20 protein-coding genes are annotated in these 24,167 nt (G+C 33.5%); 10 read left to right on the forward strand and 10 right to left on the reverse strand.

The window, feature by feature from the left end:
* Window positions 1-2: 2 nt before the first annotated feature.
* Genes PHF10_01935 through PHF10_01980 form a run of 10 tightly spaced genes read right to left on the reverse strand, consistent with a single transcriptional unit; the run spans window position 3 to window position 10,313 of the window.
* Window positions 3-1,091, reverse strand: coding sequence for a glycosyltransferase family 4 protein (locus PHF10_01935; GenBank protein ID MDD5534490.1), 1,089 nt, complete (start codon window positions 1,089-1,091; stop codon window positions 3-5).
* A 7-nt stretch (window positions 1,092-1,098) separates the two neighbouring features.
* On the reverse strand, window positions 1,099-1,956 hold the full coding sequence (locus tag PHF10_01940; GenBank protein MDD5534491.1) for a peptidoglycan bridge formation glycyltransferase FemA/FemB family protein: 858 nt from the start codon (window positions 1,954-1,956) through the stop codon (window positions 1,099-1,101).
* A 7-nt stretch (window positions 1,957-1,963) separates the two neighbouring features.
* Window positions 1,964-2,857 (reverse strand): DUF2334 domain-containing protein, encoded by an 894-nt coding sequence (locus PHF10_01945; protein ID MDD5534492.1) that lies wholly within the window; start codon window positions 2,855-2,857, stop codon window positions 1,964-1,966.
* On the reverse strand, window positions 2,858-4,186 hold the full coding sequence (locus PHF10_01950; protein MDD5534493.1) for a flippase: 1,329 nt from the start codon (window positions 4,184-4,186) through the stop codon (window positions 2,858-2,860).
* Entirely contained in the window at window positions 4,183-5,223 is a 1,041-nt protein-coding gene (locus PHF10_01955; protein ID MDD5534494.1) for a methyltransferase domain-containing protein, read from the reverse strand. Before PHF10_01955 ends, PHF10_01950 begins: the two co-directional genes overlap by 4 nt.
* On the reverse strand, window positions 5,224-6,294 hold the full coding sequence (gene wecB, locus PHF10_01960; protein MDD5534495.1) for a UDP-N-acetylglucosamine 2-epimerase (non-hydrolyzing): 1,071 nt from the start codon (window positions 6,292-6,294) through the stop codon (window positions 5,224-5,226).
* A gap of 4 nt (window positions 6,295-6,298) precedes the next feature.
* On the reverse strand, window positions 6,299-7,402 hold the full coding sequence (locus tag PHF10_01965) for a DegT/DnrJ/EryC1/StrS family aminotransferase (protein ID MDD5534496.1): 1,104 nt from the start codon (window positions 7,400-7,402) through the stop codon (window positions 6,299-6,301).
* Window positions 7,403-7,430: 28 nt separating this feature from the next.
* Window positions 7,431-8,018: an acyltransferase gene (locus PHF10_01970; protein ID MDD5534497.1), complete on the reverse strand. Its 588-nt coding sequence runs from the start codon at window positions 8,016-8,018 to the stop codon at window positions 7,431-7,433.
* Between the two features lie 7 nt (window positions 8,019-8,025).
* Entirely contained in the window at window positions 8,026-9,024 is a 999-nt protein-coding gene (locus PHF10_01975; protein ID MDD5534498.1) for a Gfo/Idh/MocA family oxidoreductase, read from the reverse strand.
* The gene (locus tag PHF10_01980; GenBank protein MDD5534499.1) at window positions 9,015-10,313 is read right to left on the reverse strand and encodes a nucleotide sugar dehydrogenase; all 1,299 of its coding nucleotides are present in this window, start codon (window positions 10,311-10,313) and stop codon (window positions 9,015-9,017) included. Before PHF10_01980 ends, PHF10_01975 begins: the two co-directional genes overlap by 10 nt.
* 137 nt (window positions 10,314-10,450) lie before the next feature.
* Here PHF10_01980 and PHF10_01985 point away from each other — a divergent pair, with 137 nt between their 5' ends.
* From PHF10_01985 to PHF10_02030, 10 genes are all read left to right on the forward strand, one after another.
* Entirely contained in the window at window positions 10,451-11,905 is a 1,455-nt protein-coding gene (locus tag PHF10_01985; protein MDD5534500.1) for a flippase, read from the forward strand.
* A 12-nt stretch (window positions 11,906-11,917) separates the two neighbouring features.
* Window positions 11,918-14,173, forward strand: a complete 2,256-nt coding sequence (locus PHF10_01990; protein ID MDD5534501.1) for an O-antigen ligase family protein — start codon at window positions 11,918-11,920, stop codon at window positions 14,171-14,173.
* 130 nt (window positions 14,174-14,303) lie between these two features.
* Complete coding sequence (locus PHF10_01995) at window positions 14,304-15,491, forward strand: phosphoglycerate kinase (GenBank protein ID MDD5534502.1); 1,188 nt, start codon at window positions 14,304-14,306, stop codon at window positions 15,489-15,491.
* Between the two features lie 11 nt (window positions 15,492-15,502).
* On the forward strand, window positions 15,503-16,783 hold the full coding sequence (gene eno, locus PHF10_02000) for a phosphopyruvate hydratase (GenBank protein ID MDD5534503.1): 1,281 nt from the start codon (window positions 15,503-15,505) through the stop codon (window positions 16,781-16,783).
* 106 nt (window positions 16,784-16,889) lie between these two features.
* Window positions 16,890-18,467 (forward strand): 2,3-bisphosphoglycerate-independent phosphoglycerate mutase, encoded by a 1,578-nt coding sequence (gene gpmI / locus PHF10_02005; protein MDD5534504.1) that lies wholly within the window; start codon window positions 16,890-16,892, stop codon window positions 18,465-18,467.
* 23 nt (window positions 18,468-18,490) lie between these two features.
* Entirely contained in the window at window positions 18,491-20,071 is a 1,581-nt protein-coding gene (gene gpmI, locus PHF10_02010) for a 2,3-bisphosphoglycerate-independent phosphoglycerate mutase (protein MDD5534505.1), read from the forward strand.
* A gap of 25 nt (window positions 20,072-20,096) precedes the next feature.
* Complete coding sequence (gene raiA, locus PHF10_02015; protein MDD5534506.1) at window positions 20,097-20,486, forward strand: ribosome-associated translation inhibitor RaiA; 390 nt, start codon at window positions 20,097-20,099, stop codon at window positions 20,484-20,486.
* Between the two features lie 105 nt (window positions 20,487-20,591).
* On the forward strand, window positions 20,592-23,312 hold the full coding sequence (secA, locus tag PHF10_02020; protein MDD5534507.1) for a preprotein translocase subunit SecA: 2,721 nt from the start codon (window positions 20,592-20,594) through the stop codon (window positions 23,310-23,312).
* Between the two features lie 78 nt (window positions 23,313-23,390).
* Window positions 23,391-23,693 carry a nucleoside triphosphate pyrophosphohydrolase gene (locus PHF10_02025; GenBank protein MDD5534508.1) on the forward strand — a complete coding sequence of 101 codons (303 nt, stop codon included), beginning with the start codon at window positions 23,391-23,393 and terminating at the stop codon, window positions 23,691-23,693.
* 18 nt (window positions 23,694-23,711) lie between these two features.
* Window positions 23,712-24,158 (forward strand): NUDIX domain-containing protein, encoded by a 447-nt coding sequence (locus PHF10_02030; GenBank protein ID MDD5534509.1) that lies wholly within the window; start codon window positions 23,712-23,714, stop codon window positions 24,156-24,158.
* Window positions 24,159-24,167: the final 9 nt, after the last annotated feature.

A 24,167-nucleotide genomic window follows, 5' to 3' on the forward strand; every position in this document is an offset into this window, starting at 1 on the left:
AATTATTTTATTATTAATTTTTTATAAATATTATTCATTTTTGACATTTCTTCGTAATAATCATTTTCCTCTATAATTTTTTGTCTGGCGAGGATTCCAAATTCTTTTCTTTTATTTTCATCTTTTAATAAATTGATAATTTTTTCCGCTAAAATTTCAGGGTTTCTTATTGAAATCAAAAACCCATTTTTTCCTTCTTCTATCCATTTTTCATTTTCGCCGGTATTCGTAATGACTACCGGAAGCTGACAAGACATTGCTTCAGCGGTAGAAGCTGAGATTCCGGCGTCAGACAAAGCCGTTGAGATATAAATATCGGATGTTTTTAAATACTTCGGCAATTCATTGTTTTGAATCGAGCCGACGAATCTAATGTTATTCAAAATTTTTAAATCTTTGGCCAAATTTTTTATTTTATTTTCTTCCGATCCTTCTCCGGCAATAATAAATTTAGTTTCGGAAAATTCTTTTAAAACCAGGGGTATTGCTTTAATTAAAGTTTCAATATCATAGATAGGCTTAAAGTTTCTTAAACTTATTATGATCGGGCAATTTTGAATTTTTAATTCACTGATTAAATTCTCATCCTTTGGTCCCGGACTGAATTTTTTAGTATCTATTCCAAAACATATCTTTATAATTTTAGAAGAATTTGCTCCTAATTTTATCATTGCTTCTCTAATATGCCAGGCGTCGCAAGTAATGAGGTCAGCCCGTTTTAAAGCTAATTTTATCAAAGGTTTTTTTAATTTTGATTTAGGCGCCAATAAAATATCAGATCCCCATGCCGTCAAAACAAGGGGATGAAAATTTATTAAAGCTCCTATTGCTCCGGCCATCCAAACTTGATGAATATGGAAAATATCCGGTTTTATTTTGTTTAAAATATTTTTAATTTCAAGGGTATAAATGAGCGGTCTTAATAGTTTTAGGGGACTTTTTCTAATTAGATAAAATTTAATACCTTCAGGTATATCGTTGCTGCCGATTCCCAAGGATAACCAATAGACTTCATGACCTTGTTTGGCGAAGTATTCAATCCATTTTTTTGAATGAATGGAGTCTGCTGTTGCCAAAAAACATATTTTCATATTTTTATTATATTTTCGATTTTATTTTTGAAACCAAATTTATAAATTTTGTTTTAATTAAGTTTATGGGGATTTCATAAATATATTCGGTTTTAATCTCCCCCATAAAACTTTTTTTAAAGCGGCTTGAGCCGTCTTTTTCATCAAAACTGATTCCACCTAAATCCAATAATTGGAATCCCTTTTCCTTTAAAGAAAGCATTGTTTCCCAAATATTAATATGGCCCGGCGCATAATCTCCAAATTTTTTATCAAATGCCCCCAGCCAATACATTGGATATTCATCTAATAAAAAGAATGTTCCTCCAATAATTTTATTATCCTTTATTGATAAAAAAAGTCGGGATATTTTTTTATCTTTAAAAAGTTTTTTCACAAGCAGTAATTTTTGTCTTCCAAATCCCTTTATTTGAGTTGCCCTAGAATATACCCCCCACCATTGATTGAATTCTTTCTCTGTTTCTGCCAATTTTATTTCCACACCCATTTTTTCGCCCTTACGAATCATATTTCTCGTTTTTTTGCCGATTTTTTCCCAAAGCAATTCTTTATTACCCGTAAGATCTATCACAGAAGTGAACAGTTTTTCTTTAAAAAAATTATTTAAATCCTCCAAAGGATTGATGCTGTAAATCAAAATTTTAGCCACTCCTAAATTTTTAGCCAAAGATTTTAATTCATTTATCCATTTTTCCTTGGACGGAGCACAATATAAATATAAGGTGGTATTGCCAATTAGCGGCCGAAAGGAAACAAAAAGCTGGAAATCATCAAGAAAGTATAATTTTAGGTTGTTAAACCTTGCGTATATTTTGCCAAAGTCCTTATTCTGCCATATTTTAAATGTTCCTTGCCAAATATTCATTTTATATTTAAGAAATTAATTTTTTATAAAAATCAGTCGCGTCACGATTAGATTTGCAAAGATACAGATGTTTGTTGTTTGCCGCAAAATCAAAAATTTTGAACCAAAAATCAAGCGTTCCTTTTGAAAAATTGCCGATATGAGTCATATAACTGTGAACGGGTAAATTTAAAAAAGATTTTTCAATCCTTAATCTAGTAAAAAAATTTTGTGGAATAATGTGGCATTCAACAAAATCAAGAAGTGATTTTTCGGGAAAAAATTTAATTTTGCGATTCATTGATAAATCCAAATTGTAATCATTGCCCGAAAGACCAAGACTGGTTCGGGGCAAAAATTCCAAATATTTTGATCCGGACCAGTGGTATTTGTATTTATCAAATGTAATTTTTTTGCAAGAAACCAGATATTTAATATTATATTCCGAAAGAATCTTATCAGTAACTCCTTCTTCCCAAGCATGATAAGGGGGGACAAACAATTCCGGAAAATTTAATCCCCAATAATTGAAAATTTTTTTACTTTTTTCAATATGTTCTCTTTGAGTTTTTTCTGACACGGGCTTATTTTCTTCAAAATGGTAAAACTCACCAATATGGCCGTCATCTTCGTGCGTTAAACCATGATAACCTATTTCAATATATTTGCTGTTTTGTTTTAAAAAATCAATCAATTCGTCAATATATTCCAAGGGTGTTCCGGCGCCGGAAACATTTTCTTTGTCTAAATATCTCATTGTAAAACAAACAGGGATTTTAATATCAAATTTTTTGGCAATTTTTAAGATATTAACATACGCCTCCATTGTTATTTTTCCTTCTTTTTTTTCTGGGAAAAGATAATCAAATCCGCCATCATCAACGATCAAGAAAAATGGATATTTTTTGAGATTATTTTTCATTTATTTTGAAAAATTAAAATATTTATTCTTAATTAAAATAATCAGATTTTGATATAATTTTATATCAGCTTTTTTAAGAAACAAAAGATCTTTAATATTGTTGCCGGAAATTTTAATATAAACTACGGAGGTTATAAAAAAACTAATTGTGTAAGAAATTGAAGTGGCAGTGGCGGCTCCGATAATACCGAATTTTGGAATCAAGATAATATTTAAAACAGTGTTTATAACAAGGGCGCTTGCCGTAATGTAAGTATTTAACATTGGCTTGCCGCGTCCAAAAAAATCATGAGCCAATATTATTCTGCCGCTAAGCATTACCATTCCTATCAGTAATATTTGAAACGGCAAAACTGAATTGATAAATTGTTTGGAATAGAGAAGTGTTATTAACCAATGACCAATCAAGAAAAGAAAAGCGGCTAATAAAAACATAATAAAGAGGGTATTTCGACAGACCAGAGGAGTGAATTCTTTAATTTTTTTTTCGTCTGTTTCAGATGACACTCGCGGAAAAAGAACCGTACTGATTGAATCGGGGATCAGCCAAAGCTGTTCCGATATGCCGGTAGCGATTGAATAAAGGCCAATTGCCATCGGGTTTAAAAAAATATTAATCAAAAAAGTATCTATTCTGGACTGCCAGACGGAAAAAAGATTGCTCGAATAATTTTTTATTCCGTATAAAAAAAAGTCTTTAAAAATATCTTTATTTAATGAAAAAATCGGCCTTCCTATTTCTTTTTTGATTTGAAAAAATAAAATAATGCAAGGAACAAACCAGGAAGCTATCAGGGCTATCATTATTGTGCCGACAGTGATACAGTGTTGCCATAGAAAAATGACCATTAAGGTCAGAAATAAAATCGGTTCTATCAAATTAATTAAATTATATTTTTTGAAATTTTGAATTCCAGAAAAAATACAAATTATATATTTTAAAAAAAACCAAGAAGGAATCAAAAATAAAACAGACAAAAGATATTCACGGGGTACATGAGGGAAAATTTTATTTCCAAAAAAGAAAATAATAATCAGCCCGATTAAAATTGTAAAAATACTAATTAAAATTGAAAATAAAATGTTTGCGCCAAAAATTTTATTTAATGAATATTTCTTTTTCCCTATATAAAAAACCGAAGATGATCCAATTCCAAAATCAGTAAAATTTATCAAAATTACTTGAAATAGAATTATCAGAGAATAAATTCCTTTTTTTTCCGGACCAAGAGTTCGAGCAACAATAACAGAAATCACTATTCCCAAAATAACATTTAAAAATCTGGCGACAAAGGTGATTAAACTGTCTTTTGTAAATTTACCAATCATTTTTTGTAAACAATATTTTCTTTTTTAAATACGAAAAGCAAATAATGAAATAAAAATTTAGGCAGAAAAAAACTGAACAGATAATCTAAAAAGGCAATGATTTTGGCGAATCCATTGCCTAAAAGATTTGAAAGGTATGCCCCGAAATAAATTCCATGAAGCCTTACAGAGAAGTCGACATTTACTTCCTTTAATATTTTTTTCAGTTCTTTTAATTCATAGAGTTTGTAAAAGAAACCGTTTTTGTAATAAGACTTACCTTCTTGTCTGATAATTTTACGATGCCTAATTTCTGAAGCATTCCAGGTATTCATTATTCCCATGCCATTATTATTAAGAATTCTTTTAAGATCCAAAAGCATAAGTTTGGGGGCGTTAATATGTTCAAATAATTCAAGGGCAAAAATAAGATCAACAGATGATTCTTGAAATGGCAGAAATCTTACATCAGCTTTAACCAAAAATACTCTTTTTTTGTCTTCGTCGCTTAATTTTTCATATCCGTATGACATTAATTCTGGAAGAAAATCAATTGCGATAACTTGTTCGAACCCCATTTTCAATAATGCTTTAGTTACTCTTAATGTTCCACAACCTATATCCAACGCGATATTTTTATTTTTAATTTTGGAAATATATCTCATGGCGCTGATAATGTGAAGATCATTTTTACTTTGGTGGAAAATAAGGTTGTCATATCTCTCTCCTATGTTAATACCTTCTGAGATGAATTTTTTATTGTATTCATTAATTTCCTTCAAATGTGGATCAAATAACGCCTCAAAATATTCTACAGGGGACAGACAATTGAATACTTGAGTAAACCATTCAGAAGATTTATTATTCAGAATCAATTGCTCAAATTTTTCTTTATGATTTTTATCTTGGTCATCAACTTGTACTTGAAAATCATAAATATTTTTGTTTTTTGTGAATTTTTCCCCGCAAAAAGTGCAAGAAAAGACTTCCGAATCAAAAGTTAAGCGGTTTTTGCAAATCGGGCAACATAATAAATTTTCAATTGATAAATTTGCCATTTATTTTAATTTATTCAATATATTTTTAACAATTTTTTTTGCAGTTCTACCGTCGCCGAAACAATTAATTTGTTTTTCTTTAGGGTTAAAGAATTTAATTGCTTTGATAATTTTTTTCTTATTATTGCCGACTAAAATATTCCAACCATATTTGCGTGTTTCTATCCATTCAATAGTATCTCTCAGGGTGATACAGGGAGTTTTGGCAAAATAAGCTTCTTTTTGAACTCCCCCGGAGTCGGTTAAAATTTTTTTTGCATTTTTTTCGAGCCAAAGCATATCCAAATAGCCCACCGGAGTTATAATTTTCAATTTGCATTTTTCAATTTTCAATTTGAGTTTTTTTAATTGTTTCTGCGTGCGGGGGTGGATTGGAAAAATAACTTTTTCATTGCTTTCTTGAATTGCCTCAAGAATTTTTTTTAAATTTTCGGGGTTATCCACGTTTGAAGCGCGATGAATGGTTAAGAGACAATAAGCTTTTGGTTTTAAATCTAAGATTTTTAAAATTTTAGATTTTTTTTGCGCGATTTTAATATTTTTTAAGAAGACGTCATACATCAAATCTCCCGTGTTATAAACATTTTTAATGATATTCTCTTTCTTTAAATTTTTTATCGCGGTTGGAGTCGGGCAAAAAAGAATATCAGAAATATGATCGGTTAAAATGCGATTGATTTCTTCCGGCATATTCATGTCTCCGGAGCGCAGTCCCGCTTCAATATGGGCGACTGGAATGTGTAATTTTGCCGCCACAAGAGCTCCGGCCAAGGTAGCATTAACATCGCCAACCACAATTACTAAATCAGGTTTTTCTTTCAAGCAAACTTTTTCAAATTCAATCATCGTTTTGCCGGTTTGCTCGCCATGAAGACCAGCCTTAATGCCCAAATTGTAATTTGGTTTAGGGATATTTAATTCTTTAAAAAATGCACCGGACATTTTATAATCATAATGCTGTCCGGTGTGAACAAGAATTGGCTTGATTTTCTGATATTTTTTAAATTCTTTAAACAAGGGGGCAATCTTGATAAAATTAGGCCTCGCGCCGACAACGCACAATACTTTTATTTTTTTATTTTGAGGCATAAAATTCCTTGATTTTTTGGATGATATGACTTTGTTCTTTTTGAGAAAGTTCCGGATAAATAGGCAGTGACATTACTTCTGTTGTCGCTTTTTCAGTTTGAATGAAATCGTTTTCTTTATAACCTAAATTTTTAAAAACAGGCTGGAGATGAAGCGGTACCGGATAATATATCACAGAAGGAATATTATTTTTGGTTAAATACTGTTGGAGTTCATCGCGTTTTTGCGCCCGAATGGTGTATTGATGATAAACATGTTCGTTATTTTTGGCGAGATAGGGGACGGATATTCCTTTTATTTTCGCCAAACTCTGATTATATTTTTTTGCTTTTTGTTGGCGTCCTTTTACCCATTTATTCAGATATTTTAATTTAACTCTCAGAATTGCCGCTTGAAGAGCATCTATGCGGCTGTTGACCCCGAGAGTTTCGTGATAATATTTTTTCCTTGAACCATGCTGGCGAAGCATTTTTATTTTTTCAGCCAATTTTTCGTTATTGGTCAAGACCATTCCGGCATCGCCGTAAGCGCCGAGATTTTTTGAAGGGAAAAATGAAAGACAACCGAATTCGCCGAAGGATCCGACATTTTTTCCTTTATATTTGGCGCCAATGGCTTGAGCGCAATCCTCAATAACATAAAGTTTATGTTTTTTTGAGATTTCCATTATTTTGTCCATTTCACATGGTTGGCCGTAAAGATGAACCGGAATTATGGCTTTGGTTTTCGCGGTAATTTTTTCTTCAATTTTATCAGTATCAATATTAAAAGTTTTAGGATCAATATCAACAAAAATCGGTTTGGCGCCGCGGACAGCGATTACTTCAGCTGTGGCAAAAAAAGTGAAAGGAGTGGTAATAACTTCATCTCCAGGACCAATATCAAGAGCCATTAATGCGAGAAGGAGAGCATCTGTTCCGGAATTAACGCCAATGGCATATTGCGTTTTGCAATACGCGGCAACTTCTTTTTCCAATTCAGTCACTTCTTCACCTAAAATAAAATGAGCATTGTTTAATACTTTGCTAACAGCCTTGTTAATTTCTTTTTTAATGGATTTATATTGAGCGGTAAGATCTAAAAATTGCATATAAAAATTAAATTATTAAGTTGATAAATTATATTTGCTTGACTGTCTTTTTTTCTTTTAAATATTTTTTGCCGCAAATTTTACAAACGGATTTATTGTTTTTAAATTGCAACTTGTTGCCGCAATCGCAAACCCAATCATGAACAGCAGCCGGTACACCGTAAGCCAAAGCGTAATCAGGGATATCTTTAGTAACAACCGAACCGGCACCGATAAAAGCGCTTTTGCCGATGGTGGCGCCGCAAACAATTGTGGCATTGGCGCCGATTGATGCGCCTTCTTTAACCAAAGTGGATTTCCATTTGCCGTATTCCGGATATTTTTTCTTTGGAAATTTTGCGCGCGGATTAGGATCATTGGTGAAAACCGCCGACGGTCCGACAAAAACATAATCTTCCAAAGTAACTAAATCCCAAGCGTCAACATTGGATTCCAATTTAACGCCATTGCCCATTTTTACTTGGCCGCCGACAAAACAATTATGTCCGACCATGCAATTTTCGCCGATTTGCGCGCCGGCTAAAACCTGGCTGTTTTGCCAAATTTTTGTCCCGGAACCGATTTTTGCTCCCGGTGAAACTTCTGCTGATGAATGTGTCCAAAATTTTTTTTCCATATTTTTTTTATGATAATTTAATTATTTTACCTTTTTTATCTAAAGATTCTTGGCAAGCATTTAAGATTTTTAAAACACTTAATGCTTCTTTTCCGTCGCTTTTAGGATTTTTGCGAGTATTGATGCAATCAAGGAAATGCTGGCATTCTTGACGCAGCGGCTCAGATGGCGGCAGAGAAATTATTTCTCCTTCCGCTTTTTTCGCTTCCGGAATTTTGCCGAGCCATTCAACTTTATGAGGATAAACAACCAATTTATTTTCTGTTTGATCGTCAAAAACAGCCATTTTTTTCTCGCCGATTACGGATAATTTTTGTTCTTTAAAAGGATTAAGCCAAGAAACAAAAATATGAGCGGCTTGATTTTTATCAAATTCAAAATAACTTAAAGTGCTGTCTGCCACGTCTTTATTCAGCCAATCCATGCCATGGCTGCAAATTTTTTTAGGCAATTTTCCCATTAAATCAATAATGACCGCGATATCATGCGGAGCAAACGACCAAAGAATATTTTCTTCAGTGCGAAGTTTGCCGAAGTTAAGACGATTGGAATGAATATAGCGGATTTTTCCCAGTTCTCCCTGTTCAATCAATTCTTTTAATTTAATCACGGCCGGATGATAAAGAAGAAGATGCCCGACCATTAAAATGCATTTTTGTTTTTCGGCTAATTTCACCAATTCCTCGCCATGCTTGATATTCAAAGCCAAAGGTTTTTCGACAAAAACATCCTTGCCGGCCAGAAGAAATTTTTTAACCACTTGATAATGGGTGGCGGCCGGCGTGGCAATGACCACGCCTTTGATATTTTTATCAAGCGCCACGTCTTCAAATTTTTGCGTAGTATTAATTTCCGGATAATTTTTTTTCAGAGCATCAAGCGCGTTTTGATTAAGATCACTAACGGTTTTTAAAACGCCTAACTCATAAAAATTTCTAACTAAATTTTTACCCCAGTAACCACTGCCGATTACCGCGATATTTTTTTTTGATGATTCTATAACCATAATACATTTTTAAATTTTCTATTTTTAATAGCGTTGCGCGTGTCAACCACTAAAAGCGATTTTTTAGCCACTTCATCATAATTGAGATTAGAGTGATCGGCTAAAATTAAAACGCAATCATAATGTTTAAGATTTTTTGGTTGATATTCAATGGATTTTAAATTTTTATTGTCAATTCTAAATTCCGGAATATATGGATCAAAATATTCCACATTGGCTCCTTTTTTCCAAAGATCGCGAATGACATGATAAGAAGCTGACTCTCTTGGGTCGGCCACGTCTTTTTTATAAGCAACACCCCAAACTAAAACCTTGGCTCCGTTTAAAGATTTCTTATGCTGATTAAGTCCGGAAATAACTTTTGTTACGACAAAATGGGGCATTCCATCATTTATTTCACCGCCCAATTCTATAAATCTTGTATAAAACCCGTATTCTTTGGCTTTCCAGGAAAGATAAAACGGATCAAGTGGAATGCAGTGTCCTCCGATTCCAGGTCCGGGATAAAATGGCATAAATCCGTAGGGTTTTGTTTTGGCCGCTTCAATCACTTCCCAAATATCAATACCCATTTTCCCGCATAAAAGAGCCAATTCGTTAATCATTGAAACATTGACTATTCGGAAAGTATTTTCAAGAATTTTTGTCATTTCCGCGGCTTCAGGCGAAGAAACTTTAAAAACTTTTTCCAAGAATGATCTATAAACTAAATTTGTAAGTTTGGTGCATTTAGGAGTAATACCGCCAACTACCTTGGGAACATTTCTGACGTTGAATTTTTGATTACCCGGATCAATTCGTTCCGGCGAAAAAGCCAAGAAAAAATCTTTTCCCACTTTTAAACCGGATTTTTGAAGAACAGGCAAAATAACTTCGCGTGTTGTTCCGGGATAAGTGGTGCTTTCTAAAATTATTAATTGCCCTTTTCTGATAAAACGGGCAATTTCTTTAACCGTGGATTGAATATAAGTAATGTCAGGCTGTTTGTATTTATCCAAAGGAGTGGGAACACAGATAATAATCACATCGGCAAGCTTTAGAATTTTTTTATCCGTGGTGGCTGAAAATTTTTTAGATTTAAGAACCCCTTGCAAATCAGCCGAAGAAATATCGGCGATATAAGAATGACCTTGATTGACCAACTTAACTTTATTTTTTTGAACATCAAAACCAAAAACTCTGAATCCTTGCTCGGCTAATACCACGGCCAGCGGAAGTCCCACATAACCGAGTCCGATGATTGTAATTTTAGCTTTTTTGTTTTTAATTAATGTTTCTAAATTTTTCATATTTTTAATATTATAAATATTATGAAAGAAATTATACCATCTTTTTAGAATCAGACAAGGGCTTGTCCACTGTTATAAATGTGATATAGTGTTATCGTATCTATTGAATTTTTTCAGATAATTAAGAATATTTTTTTATGTCTTCAACAGCCAAAAACACGTTATATCTTTTTTTTGCCAGAATTTATCAAAAATTAACCGCTTTATTTTATTATTTTTTATTAGCCAGATATTTAGGGGTGGCGGATTTTGGTAAAATTACTTTTACACTTTCCTTTGTTGCTATTTTTGCCGCTTTTATTGATTTTGGATTAAATGCTCTTTTAGCTCGCGAGACAGCCAGAGAAAAATCAAAAACCAAAATTTATTTGGGGAATATTTTGGGCATTAAATTTATTTTCAGTATTTTAATTTTTGCCGTTGTTTTTATCGTCATTAATTTGCTTCACTATCCGATAATTACCAAAAATTTAATATATTTGGGAACCATCTTTATAATTTTATGTTTATTCGCCGATACTTTATATTTCGCTTTTCGCGGTTATTTTAATTTTAAATACGAAGCAGTCGGCATTATCATCAATCAAACAATTGTTGTTGCTGCCGGTTTGATTTTTATGAAATTAAAATTCGGATTGCTTTTGATATTTATGCCTTATATTTTTGGCAGCTTGTTTTATTTGATTAATGCTCTTGTGCTTTTTAAAAGATGTACGGGTTTTAAATTGAAATTATTTTTTGATCAAAGTTTTATTAGAAATTTATTAAAAGTCAGTTTTCCATTTTTTATTGCCGGATTGATTGGTGTCCTATATATTAATATTGATACAGTCCTTCTCTCTCGCTTGGCTGACGATCGAGCTATGGGCTGGTATAATGCCGCCAAAAGGTTGATTTTAAGCCTTTTATTTTTAATACCCATTCCTTTGAGCGCGGCTATTTATCCGACTCTCAGTCGTCATTTTATTTCTTCTCGTCAAGATTTTTCCCGAGTTTTTCAGGAAGCGATTTTTTATCTTTTTTTAATTCTTTGCCCGATTTTTTTAGGAACATTAATTTTAGCGCGGCCAATAATCAGTTTGCTTTACGGAAACGATTATTTGAATGCAGTCGCAGTTCTTCAAATTTTAATTTTGGCTATGCCCTTGATGTTTTTTGATAATTTGGTGATCAGCTTGCTTAATGCTTCCAATCGGCAAAAAAATAATATGATTAATCAGGGAATAGGACTTGTGTTATTAATTATTTTTTCTTTTATTTTAATTCCTTTATTTTCTCAGCGTGGAGCAGCGATAGCTTATTTACTCAGTTATATTATTCTTTTCATTTTAGAAATTTATTGGGTTTTAAAATTGGTTAATTTCAAAGAAAAATATTTTTTCAAAAAAATGTCTAAAATTTTATTGTCCGGTCTGATAATGGCTGGCGGACTTTTAATTTTTAAGACAAGATTGAATGTGGTTTTCTCGACTTTATTGGGAATAATAATTTATGGCGCATTTATTTATTTTTTGGGAGTAATAAAAAGAGGGGACATTTTAGAAATTAAAAATTTAATTTTTTCTAAAAATATTCCTCAAAATTTAGAATAATTGATTAAAAATATGTCTAAAATATCAGAAAAAATTTGTCTGACCATTATCCACTATGGATCTTATTTGATTTTATTTTTGCCGCTTTTAGTTTATCAATATACTTTATATCCTTATATTTTCGGCAAAATTATATTTTTCAGGATTTTAGTGGAAATTATTTTTGCCGCTTGGTTGTTTTTGGCTATTTATAATAAAAATTATCGACCTGATTGGAAAAATCCTTTGGTTTTCAGCTTAACCGCATTCATGGGTGTTTTGGTTCTAACAATGTTTACGGGTATTGATATCTCGCGTTCTTTTTGGTCAACCCAAGAAAGGATGACTGGTGTTTTAACCCTGCTTCATTTTTGGGCATGGTTTTTAACTTTAACCAGTTGTTTTAAAAAGTGGCAAGATTGGCGAAAATTAATTTGGGCAAGTTTGATTTGTTCTTTTTTGGTCGGACTCTACGGATTGGGGCAAAAAATAGGGTTAAAATTTTTATTACAGAATGATGGTGCTTCGCGCATGGCCGCAACTTTGGGTAATTCTATTTTTTTGGCAGTTTATGCCATGTTGCATATTTTTTTAGCCGGTTCTCTAATAATTTTAGAAAAAGTAAAATTGGGGAAAATTTTTTCTTTTTTGATTTTACTCCTTAATTTTGGGATCATGCTTTGGGCTGCTAGTCGCGGAGTCTTAGGAGCTTTTGGTTTGTCATTTTTATTATTATTGAGTTATCTAATATTTACTCTGCGAACCAAAAGATTAAAATTAATTTTCATTCCAATTTTTATTTTATTGATTTTAATTTTAGTCGGCGGAGTATTTTTTTGCCAAACTCAAAAAGGAAAACTTTGGACTGTTAAAGCCCCGGTTTTTATCCATAGAATAGTTTATTTGACTGGCGGTGTCGAAGAACGAACTATTGCTTGGAATGCCGGTTGGCAAAGTTTTAAAGAAAAACCGATTTTGGGTTGGGGTTGGGAAAATTATAATATAATTTTCAACAAGTACTATAATCCTTATTATTTAAGTTTAGGCCAGGGAAATACCTGGTTTGATCGTTCGCATAATCAAGTTGTGGATTTGTTGGCTTTAACCGGTGGTGTCGGTATAATGGCTTATTTAGCGGTGTTTGGAGTGATTTTTTGGTTATTATTACGGAAACGCAATACAAATAAATATAAGATTTGTGGGGTGTTATTTGCTTGCATGTTTTTTGCGTATTTTATTCAGAATTTAACTGTTTTTGATACGCCGGCACCACTTATTGTCTTTTATTTTAGTTTAGCTTTGGTCTATTTTATAACAACGAATAAGAATTTAGAAAAACCCGAAGCACGAAACTCAAAATTCGAAACAAATTTAAAACTCAAAAATCAAAATTCAAAATCAAATCAGCTTCCGCTCCCGATTTTTATTTTTCTAATTATTATTTTTTTGCCGTGGTCAATTTATAAATTTAATCTTGAGCCTTTTATTCAGAGTAAGGCGGCGGTAGTCGGTATTTCCGCTTCCAGGGTTGATTTAAAAGCAGGTCTTGATTGGTATAAAAAATCTTTGGATAAATCGGTTTTTACCAATCCGGAAATCAGAACGCAGTTGGCCAAGACTATTGTTGAATTTCCGGGCCAATCAAATCTTGATCCGATGATTTTGCAAAATGGTACGGATTTTGTAATTAAAGAATTTGAAAAAAGTATTCAAGAACATCCTCGCGATGTGAGAAATTATTTATATTTAGGTCAGTTGTATAATTTAGGTTCAAAATATAATAAAACATATCTTGATAGAGCGGAAGAAATTTTAAAAAAAGCGACAGGGCTCTCACCAAAACGCCAGCAAGTTTATTTTGAATTAGGCAGAACTCATCTTTATAAAAAAGAATACGAAAAATCAGCTAACACTATTCAAGAAGCGGTTAATTTTGACAATAAAATAGGGGAGTCATATTGGAATTTAGCCACAACCTATTTAATTTGGGGGAAAAATCAGGAAGCTGCTGCGGCAATAAATAAAGCATACGGAGAATTACATTATTATAAAGAAGGCATGGATTTTAATATTGCTCGGGCTTATGCCGAAATTAAAGATTTTGAAAATGCTTTTATATTTTGTGGTAAGATTGTCGATCAACAATCGGATAATTTAACTTCTCAATTGGGTTGCGCTTTGATTTACGCCAAAGGCGGTAATCAAGGAATGGCTGAAAAAATTTTTGATGAAATAGAAAATAAAAATCCGCAAGCGGTTCAGCAGGTTAGGCAATTATTGGAACAATAAAGTATTGACAAAAAATAAGAGTAAAAAAAGAAGTAAAAAATGTAAAAAGGGGATGGAAATAATTTCACCTCCTTTTTATATTTCAAGCTTGTAGATGATTGGTTTTTATGTTATAATAATATATAAAATTATGAAGTTAAAAACAATTAAAGAAATCAAAAATTTAAAAGGAAAAAGGGTGCTGGTAAGGGTTGATTTTAATTGTCCGATAAAAAACGGCCGGGTTATTGATGATACTCGCATTCAGGCCAGTTTGGAAACCATTAAATATTTAATTCAGCAAAAAGCCATTATTATTTTAATAAGCCATTTAGGAGACCCCAAGGGTAAAAAGAATTTGAAATATAGCTTGAAGCCGGTTTATAAAAATTTATCCGCTCGGCTTTGCGAGCGGATCCGCTCATCCCAAAGGGGCTGTAGCGGAAAATCAAAGGCTAAAAATTTGAAATTTATTAATGATTGCGTTGGCGGAAAAGTCAAAAAAGAGATTGCGACAATGAGGCCAGGGGAAATTATTTTATTGGAGAATCTTCGTTTTTATGTGGGAGAAGAAAAAAATGATTTGAAATTTGCTAAGCAATTATCCGAATTGGCTGATTTATATATTAATGACGCTTTTTCGGTTTGCCATCGGGCACACGCTTCAGTTTCAGCGATTTCCAGATATTTACCAGTTTGCGCCGGTTTTTCTTTAATTAAAGAAATTGAAAATTTAAATCAGGTTTTAACAAAACCGACCCATCCATTCGTAGTTTTAATGGGCGGAATCAAAATTTCTACCAAAATAAAACCCATAAAAAATTTAGCAAAAAAAGCAGATCAGATTTTAATCGGAGGAGCTTTGGCTAATAATTTTTTAAAAATAAAAGGAATTAATATCGGGGTTTCATTTTATGAACCGGCGATGTTGGGCGTTACTCGAAAATTATTGAAAAATAAAAAAATTATTTTACCATTAGACACTAAGATTAAGGGTAATGGTGATAATTTTAGAATTTTTGATATGGGCCCTAAAACCGTTGCATTATTTCAAAAATATCTTAAAACTGCCAAGACAATTGTTTGGAATGGTCCAATGGGTTTTTTTGAAGAAAAACCCTTTGATCAGGGAACAAGGGAAATGGTTAGAATAATTTTAAATAATCGCAAGGCCAAAATTATTATTGGCGGTGGAGAAACCATTGCCGCGTTCAAAAATCAATCCGCCAATTGGCGGATAAAAATCAAAAATAATATATTTATTTCAACCGGCGGAGGAGCAATGTTGGAATTTTTGGAAGGAAAAATATTGCCGGGAATTAAGCCATTGATTAATTAATAAAAAAAATTATGTCAAAAATTACATCAATCAGAGCTTGCGAAATTTTAGATTCAAGGGGTAATCCGACTCTTGAAGTTAGGGTTGTTTTGGAAAATGGTTTGGAATCCAAAGCAGCGGTTCCTTCCGGGGCTTCAACCGGCGTTCACGAAGCGCTTGAATTAAGAGATAATAATTCAAATCGTTATGGCGGTAAGGGCGTACTCAAGGCTTGTGAAAATGTGGAAAAAATAATCGCTCCGGCTTTAATCGGTTTAGAACTAAATCCTCAAGAAATTGACAAATTAATGATAGATTTAGACGGAACGCCAAATAAAAGCAAGTTGGGCGCTAATGCCATTTTGGGAGTTTCTTTGGCTTGTACTCGGGCCGGCGCTAAATCGCAAAATATTCCTTTATACAAATATATTCGCGAAACTTATCAGCTTACCAACTTATTGACTTATCAACTTCCTATTCCAATGCTTAATGTAATCAATGGTGGAAGACATGCTGATAATAAATTAGATATTCAAGAATTTATGATCGTGCCCTTGGCTGATAGTCTTAAAAATCAACCCAATAAATTATTTAAAGAAAGAATAAGATTGAGCGCGGAATTTTTTCAAATTCTTAAAAATATTATTAAAAGCACTTATGGTTTTTCAATAGCCGTGGGAGATGAGGGCGGTTTTGCTCCAAGTTTTAAAAACAACGAAGAAGTTCTAAAAGTTTTAATGTCCGCGGCTCAAGAAGCAAAATTAAAAATCGGTCAGGATATAGTTTTTGCTTTAGACGCGGCGGCTTCCGAATTTTATGATGTTAAAGAAAAAAAATATATTTTTGAAAATAAAAAATTGTCGTCTCAAGACATGATTGATTTATATCAAACTTGGATTGAAAAATATCCGATTATTTCCATTGAAGACGGTTTATCAGAAGATGACTGGTCGGGCTGGAGAGATCTTCACGCGCGTTTGCAAAAAATCATGATTATTGGTGATGATTTATTTACTACTAACATTGATCATTTGAAAAAGGGTATTGAAGAAAGAGCGGCAAACTCTATTTTAATCAAACCAAATCAAATTGGCACTTTAACCGAAACGATAAATTGCATTAAATTTGCCCAGGCGAATAATTATAAGGTTGTTATTTCTCATCGTTCAGGGGAAACAAGTGATGATTTTATTTCCGATTTGGCCGTGGCCGTTAACGCCGATTTTATCAAAGCAGGCGCGCCAAACAGAGGAGAAAGAGTGGTAAAATATAATCGATTAATGGAAATTGAAGAAGAATTATATCAAATTTAAAATTGAAAAATCAAAATGGAAAATGACAAATTAAAATGTAAAATTTTTAATTTTGATATTTAAATTTTGATTTAAACATAACGAAAAAATTAATGAATTATATTGTATGAAAAAAAATATTGATAAAGTTAATCCAGCTATTTTTATAGTTCTCGATGGCTGGGGAGTAGCGCCGGAAAGCAAAGGCAATGCCGTTACTCTGGCTAATACGCCCAATTTTAATCATTACAAAGAAAAATATCCCTATACCGAAGTTTGCGCTTTTGGAGAATGTGTTGGTTTGCCCAAAAATCAACCCGGAAATTCAGAGGCCGGTCATTTGAATTTGGGCGCCGGACGAGCTGTCAAAGATGACGCGGTTTATATTTCCGAGAGCATTAAAGATGAAACATTCTTTAAAAATCCGGCTTTTTTGGAAGGAATTTCGCATCTCAAAAAATATAAATCAAAGATTCATTTGATAGGTTTGGTGACAGAGGAAAATAGTGCTCATTCTTCACCGGAACATTGGTTGGCAATGTTAAAACTTTTAGAAGAACAAAAAGTTGAAGAAGTATTTTTGCATCTTTTTACTGATGGTCGTGATTCTTCACAGCATGCAGCTATTCGTCTGGTAGAAAGATTTGAACAAAAAATAAATCATGATAATCATCATTTAAAAGTTAATATCGCTAGTATCTCAGGAAGATTTTATGCCATGGACAGGACTAAACAATGGGACAGGGTTGAGAAGGTTTACAATCTTTTGGTTTTGGGTAAAGGATTTCAAGCCCCAAATCCCAAAGAAGCGATTGTTCAGGCTTACAATCGACAAGAAACAGATGAATTTATTTTGCCGACCATTATCAAAAAAGATCATCAACCAACAGCCACTATTGACGACAATGATTTGGTTATTTTTATGAATCTGAGATCAGACCGAGCCCGTGAATTAAGTAAAGCTTTTGTTCAAAAAGAATTCAATCAAAAAAATCCAGGTTCATTTAAAAGACAAAAATGGCCGAAAAATTTGTTTTTTGTCGCTTTGGCCGATTTCGGTCCTGACTTGGATCATATTAGAACCGCTTATCCCAGTAGAATAGTAAAGAATAGTTTGCCGGTAATTATAGATGGTTCACCGCAGCTTTATATCACTGAAACTGAAAAATTCGCTCATGTCACTTTTTTCTTCAATGGCGGTTATGATCATTCCGTATCAGGGGAAGAAAGAATAATTGTCCCGTCACCGGATGTTTCTCATTACGATTTGACACCAGAAATGAGCGCGCGAAGAATAACAAAAATAGTTTTGGGAAAAATTAAAAATGAAACATTTTCTTTTATTATGATGAATCTTTGTAATCCCGATATGATTGGTCATACCGGTAATTTACAAGCAACAGTGAAAGGGATAGAATGTGTTGATGAAAGTTTGGGGAAAATAATCAAGGCGGGTAAAAAACACGGTTATTCGATTATTGTTACAGCCGATCACGGCAATGCTGAAGAAATGATTAATCTAAAAACCGGAGAAGTGGATACAAAACATTCCATTAATCCTGTTCCGTTTATTTTAATTAACTCTGCTTACAAAGGTAAAAAATTAAGAAAAGACGGCGTTTTGGCCGATGTGGCGCCAACTATTTTAGAATTAATGGGTCTTAAAAAATCAGAAGAAATGACAGGTGTTAGCTTGCTAAAATAGTGAATAAAATTAAATTTTAAAATATGGCAGAATCTATAAAAAAAATCCAGCCAGTTATATTGATAATTTTGGACGGTTGGGGAATTGCTCCACCAAGTCAAGGTAATGCTGTCACTTTGGCCAATTTACCAATATTTAATAAATTGGTTTCTTCTTATCCTACTTCAACCTTGCAATCATCGGGTGAGGCAGTTGGTCTTTCTTGGGGAGAACCCGGTAATTCAGAAGTCGGACATTTGAGTTTGGGAGCGGGAAAAATTATTTGGGAGAATTTGCCAAAAATAAACAAATCGATTATCGACGGAAGTTTTTTTAAAAATCAAGCATTCTTGAAAGCAATAGAACATGTTAAAAAAAATCAATCCAATTTGCATTTGGTTGGATTATTGTCAAATGGAGCTGTTCATTCGTCAAATGAACATTTATATGCGCTTCTGGAATTGGCCGCTAAAAATGATTTTAAACAAGTTTACATTCATCCTATTTTAGACGGAAGGGATACGCCAAGAGACAGTGGAAAAAGTTTTTTAATTCAATTGTTGGAAAAAATTAAAATTATAGGAGTTGGACAAATTGCAACGCTTACCGGTCGTTTTTGGGCAATGGATCGCGATAATCATTGGGAAAGAATTGAACAATCTTATTTGGCCATGGCAAAGGGTTTGGCTGAACAAGAATTTACAGATCCGTTGGAAGCGATTGAATCTTCATATAAAAAACAAATTTATGATGAGGAATTTAAGCCGGTTATAATAACAAAAGATTCTCAACCCTTGAGTAGAATTCAAGAAAATGATGCAGTGATATTTTTTAATTTCAGATCTGATCGCGGACGTGAGTTGACCAGAGCTTTCATTTCAGATGATTCTAAGGGTTTTAAAAGAGAGAAAATAAAAAATTTATTTTTTGTCACCATGACCGAATATGAAAAAGGTTTGCCGGTTGAAATAGCTTTTCCCCCGGAAGAAATTAAAAATTCATTAGCCAAAGTTATCAGCGATCAGGGCTTAAAACAACTCCATGTCGCCGAAACGGAAAAATACGCCCATGTCACTTTTTTCTTTAATGGCGGACGTGAAGAACCGTTTCCCGGAGAAGATCGCATTTTAATTCCTTCGCCGCGCATTTCTTCTTATGATCAAAAACCTGAAATGTCGGCTTCCGAGGTAACTCATCAAATTTTATGGGCGATTGACAGCAATAAATATCAATTTATTGTGGTAAATTTCGCCAATGCTGATATGGTCGGTCATACCGGAAATTTATCGGCCACAATCAAGGCGTTGGAATTTCTAGACGAAGCAATAGGTCAAATTATCAGCTTGGCTTTAAAAGAAAATTGGGTTAGTATTATTGTCGCTGATCATGGCAATAGCGAAGAATTAGCCAATCTTCGTACCGGTGAAATAGATAAAGAGCATTCCACTAATCCGGTTCCGTTTATTGTGATAGATAAAAATTCAGAAAATAAATCTACTGTCCAGACAGCGAAAGAATTGAATTTATTGGCACCAAGCGGAGTTTTGGCCGATGTCGCTCCGACTATTTTAAAAATTATGAAATTAGAAAAACCGGCCGAGATGACAGGGATATCATTAATATAATTTAAATAATTTAATAATAACAATTATGGAAATAAAGTATTTTTTTCAAAATATTACTCTCTCCGGAGAATTGAAAGATTATCTGGAAGAAAAAGTTAAAAAATTAAATCGTTTTTCCGACAAAATTTGGGAGGCGAAAATTGATTTAAGTTTTAATGACAGTCACGCTAAGTCGGAAGCTTTCAGATTGGAATTGGCTTTGAAAATGCCGGATAGATTATTGGAAGCTTCAGTTCGCGCGGCTAATATTCAAGAAGCCATAGATAAAGTTGAAGAAAAAATCAGAAAACAATTAGAGCATTATCGGGGTATTCGCGAATCTAAAAAACGTTTGATTAATAAATTTGTCAGAGGCACGAAAGCGATTTCTTCCTTATTTTTTAAAAAGGGAGAAGAGAATGAAGACGAAGAATAGAAGCAGTTTAATATAGTTTCTGGTTATTAGTTTTAGTTTATTGGTTTTTTGTTTTTAACTAATAACTGAATAACCATAACTATCAACTAAAAACCATAAACTATTATGTCACTTTTTAAAAAAATTTTTGGCGACCCCAATAAAAAAGAAGTTCAAAAACTTCTGCCAATCGTGGAAAAAATAAATTCTTTGGAATCGGAATTCGAAAAATTAACAGACAATGGTTTGATTGAAAAAACAAATGAATTAAAAGATGAATTGAAAAATGGAAAATCAAAGGATCAAATTTTGCCAAGAGCTTTTGCTTTGACAAGAGAAGCGGCCAAGAGGACATTGAAACAAAGGCATTTTGATGTTCAATTAATGGCCGGTATTATTCTTCATAAAGGACAAATCGCTGAATTAAAAACCGGTGAAGGAAAAACTTTAGCCGCCACCTTAGCGGCTTATTTGAATGCTCTGGACGGGAAGGGGGTGCACATTATTACGGTTAATGATTATTTGGCTCGCCGAGACACCGTTTGGATGGGTCAAATTTATTATGCCTTGGGATTGAGTGTCAGCTGCATTGTTCACGATGCGGCTTTTATTTATGATCCGAATTATCAGCCGCCAGTTGAGGAAAATTCCGAGCCGAATAAAAATGAAGAAAATAAAGAAGTGGAAGCTTTTAAAATTATTAAAAGCTATTTGAGACCGGTCAAAAGAAAAGAAGCGTATCAGGCGGATATTACTTATGGCACGAATAATGAATTCGGTTTTGATTATTTGAGAGATAATTTGGTTTACAGTTTGGATGACATGGCTCAGCGAGAATTTAATTACGCCATTGTTGATGAAGTGGATAGTATTTTAATTGATGAGGCTAGAACACCTTTGATTATTTCTTCGCCGGCTGAAGAATCGGCGGACTTGTATTTTAAATTGGCGCGCTTGGCTAAAAATTTTAAAAAAGAAGAAGATTATATTGTTGACGAAAAAATGCAAACTGTCATTTTAACCGAAGGCGGACAAAATAAATTAATAGCTTGGCTGGGCGAAGATCCGTGGGCGAACAGTAATTTCACTTTAGTTCATCACATTGAATCCGCATTAAAAGCTGAAAGTCTTTTTACTTTGGATCGCAATTATGTTGTTAAAGACGGAGAAATAGTAATTGTTGATGAATTTACCGGAAGATTGATGTTCGGCCGCCGTTATTCCGAAGGATTGCATCAAGCCATTGAAGCCAAAGAAAATGTGGCGGTTCAACAGGAATCAAACACTTTGGCCACGGTCAGTTTTCAAAATTATTTTCGTCTTTATAAAAAATTAGCCGGTATGACCGGTACGGCCCTGAGCGAAGCGGAAGAATTTGATAAAATTTATCATTTGGAAGTAGTGGCTATTCCCACCAACAAACCCGTGACCAGAGAAGATTTCTCGGATAAAATTTATCGCACTGAACAGGGAAAATATAATGCTTTGGCTGAAGAAATTAAAAAATGTTATGAAAAAGGCCAACCGGTTTTGGTCGGTACGATTTCAGTGGATAAAAATGAATTAGTTTCCCAATTATTGGAACGCAAGGGAATTCCTCACGAAGTTTTAAACGCCAAGAATCATGAGAGAGAAGGGCAAATTATCGCTCAAGCCGGCAGAATGAAAGCAATAACCGTAGCCACCAATATGGCCGGTCGGGGAGTAGATATTATTTTAGGCGGCAATCCGCCGAATCCAGAAGAACAAAAAAAAGTTATTGAAGCCGGAGGTTTGCGCGTGATCGGCACAGAACGGCACGAATCTCGCCGCATTGACAATCAGTTAAGAGGAAGAAGCGGACGTCAAGGCGATCCGGGTTCAACGGAATTTTTTATTTCCCTGGAAGATGATTTAATGAGAATTTTTGGCGGTAATCGCATTTCAGGTTTAATGCAAACTTTAAAAATTCCGGAAGATTTTCCAATTGAAAACAGAATGGTTTCTCGAGCCATTGAATCAGCGCAAAGAAAAGTTGAAGAATTTAATTTTGACATGAGAAAACATTTACTTGATTATGATGATGTTTTAAACAAGCATCGCGAAACGATTTATGGCCGAAGAAAAAAGATTTTGGCCATGGACAAAGAAGGTTTAAAAGCGAAAATTTTAAATGTTATTGAAGAAGAAATTAAAAAAATAGTCGCTTTTCATACGGCCGGCGACGCAGAAAATCAATGGGATGTTAAGGGTATTGCCAATTTAATTAAAAATATTTTTCCGGTTCAGGAAAATTTGGAAGAAGCTTTAAATGATATTTATAATCAAGCCGGTGATCGTTCACAAGATATTTACACTCGCGACAGATTGATAAAATATTTGGAAGAATTAGCTCGTGAAGCTTATAATAAATTGGAAGCGACAGTTGAAGCGTCGGGCAAATCATTATCAATTCCGGAACCGAATTTATTTGAAAAAATTGAAAAATCAATCTTACTTCAAAGTATTGATCGTTATTGGATTTATCATTTGGAAATTATCAATAATCTTAAAGACGGCATCGGATTAAGGGCTTATGGCCAGCACGATCCTTTAGTGGAATACAAAAAAGAATCTTTCCAAAAATTTAATCAGCTTCTTGATGCGATTGACAAACAAGTGGTTTATTCCATTTATAAAGTCGGCTTGGTGGAAAGAGCGCCAATACAGCAATCCAAACAGATGAAATTAAGCGGGGCGGAAAAATCAACAAATAATGCAGAGCCGATAGATAGTAAGCAAAAAGTCGGGCGCAATGATCCGTGTCCTTGTGGAGCAAAAAAACCAGATGGAACTCCGATAAAATATAAACATTGTCACGGGAAATAAAAAACAAGCAAAGCGCAGCCCCGTACTGAACCAGCAGGTTCAAGTACCGGGGTATAAGAAATGTTGTGGGAAATAAATATGAAATATAATAAATTAGTCAGAGATAAAATTCCGGAATATATAAAAAGCAAAAACGGTGTGCCGATTATCCATATTGCTGGCAATAAAGAGTATTGGCAAAAATTGAAAGAAAAATTACAGGAGGAGATAAAAGAATTTTCTGAGAGCGAAACCATTGAAGAAATGGCGGATATTTTGGAGGTAATCAACGCGATTTGCGATTTTAAGAAATTTGACAAGAAAAAACTTGAAGCAGTGAGAAAGAAAAAAGTAAAAGAAAGAGGGGCGTTTAAAAAGAAAATTATTTTAGAAGAATCATAGTATATAATAATAAAATTTATGGAACAACAAGTTAAGAAAAAAGTGGGAGTGGGATTTGGAGTAATGTTAATAAAAGAAGGAAAAATTCTTTTGGGAAAAAGACACGTTGATCCTGAAAAGGCTGACTCAGAATTACACGGAGAGGGAACATGGACAATGCCCGGAGGCAAACTTGAATATGGTGAATCATTTGAAGATGGAGCAAGACGTGAGGTTTTGGAAGAAACAGGAATTCAATTGAATGAAATGAAGGTTATCTGTATTAATAACGACAAAAATGAACATGCCCATTTTATTACTATTGGATTATTTTCTGATAATTTCAGCGGAGAACCGAAAGTTATGGAACCGGATGAAATTGTTGAATGGAAATGGTTTGATGTCAATAATCTGCCTGCGCCGATGTATTTTCCAAGTAAGAAAGTTTTAGAAAACTACAAGAAAAATTTATTCTATATCCCATAAAATTTTTAT

Source organism: Patescibacteria group bacterium (assembly GCA_028716665.1).
In the GTDB taxonomy this organism is placed as follows: Bacteria; Patescibacteriota; Patescibacteriia; order UBA2591; family JAQUPP01; genus JAQUPP01.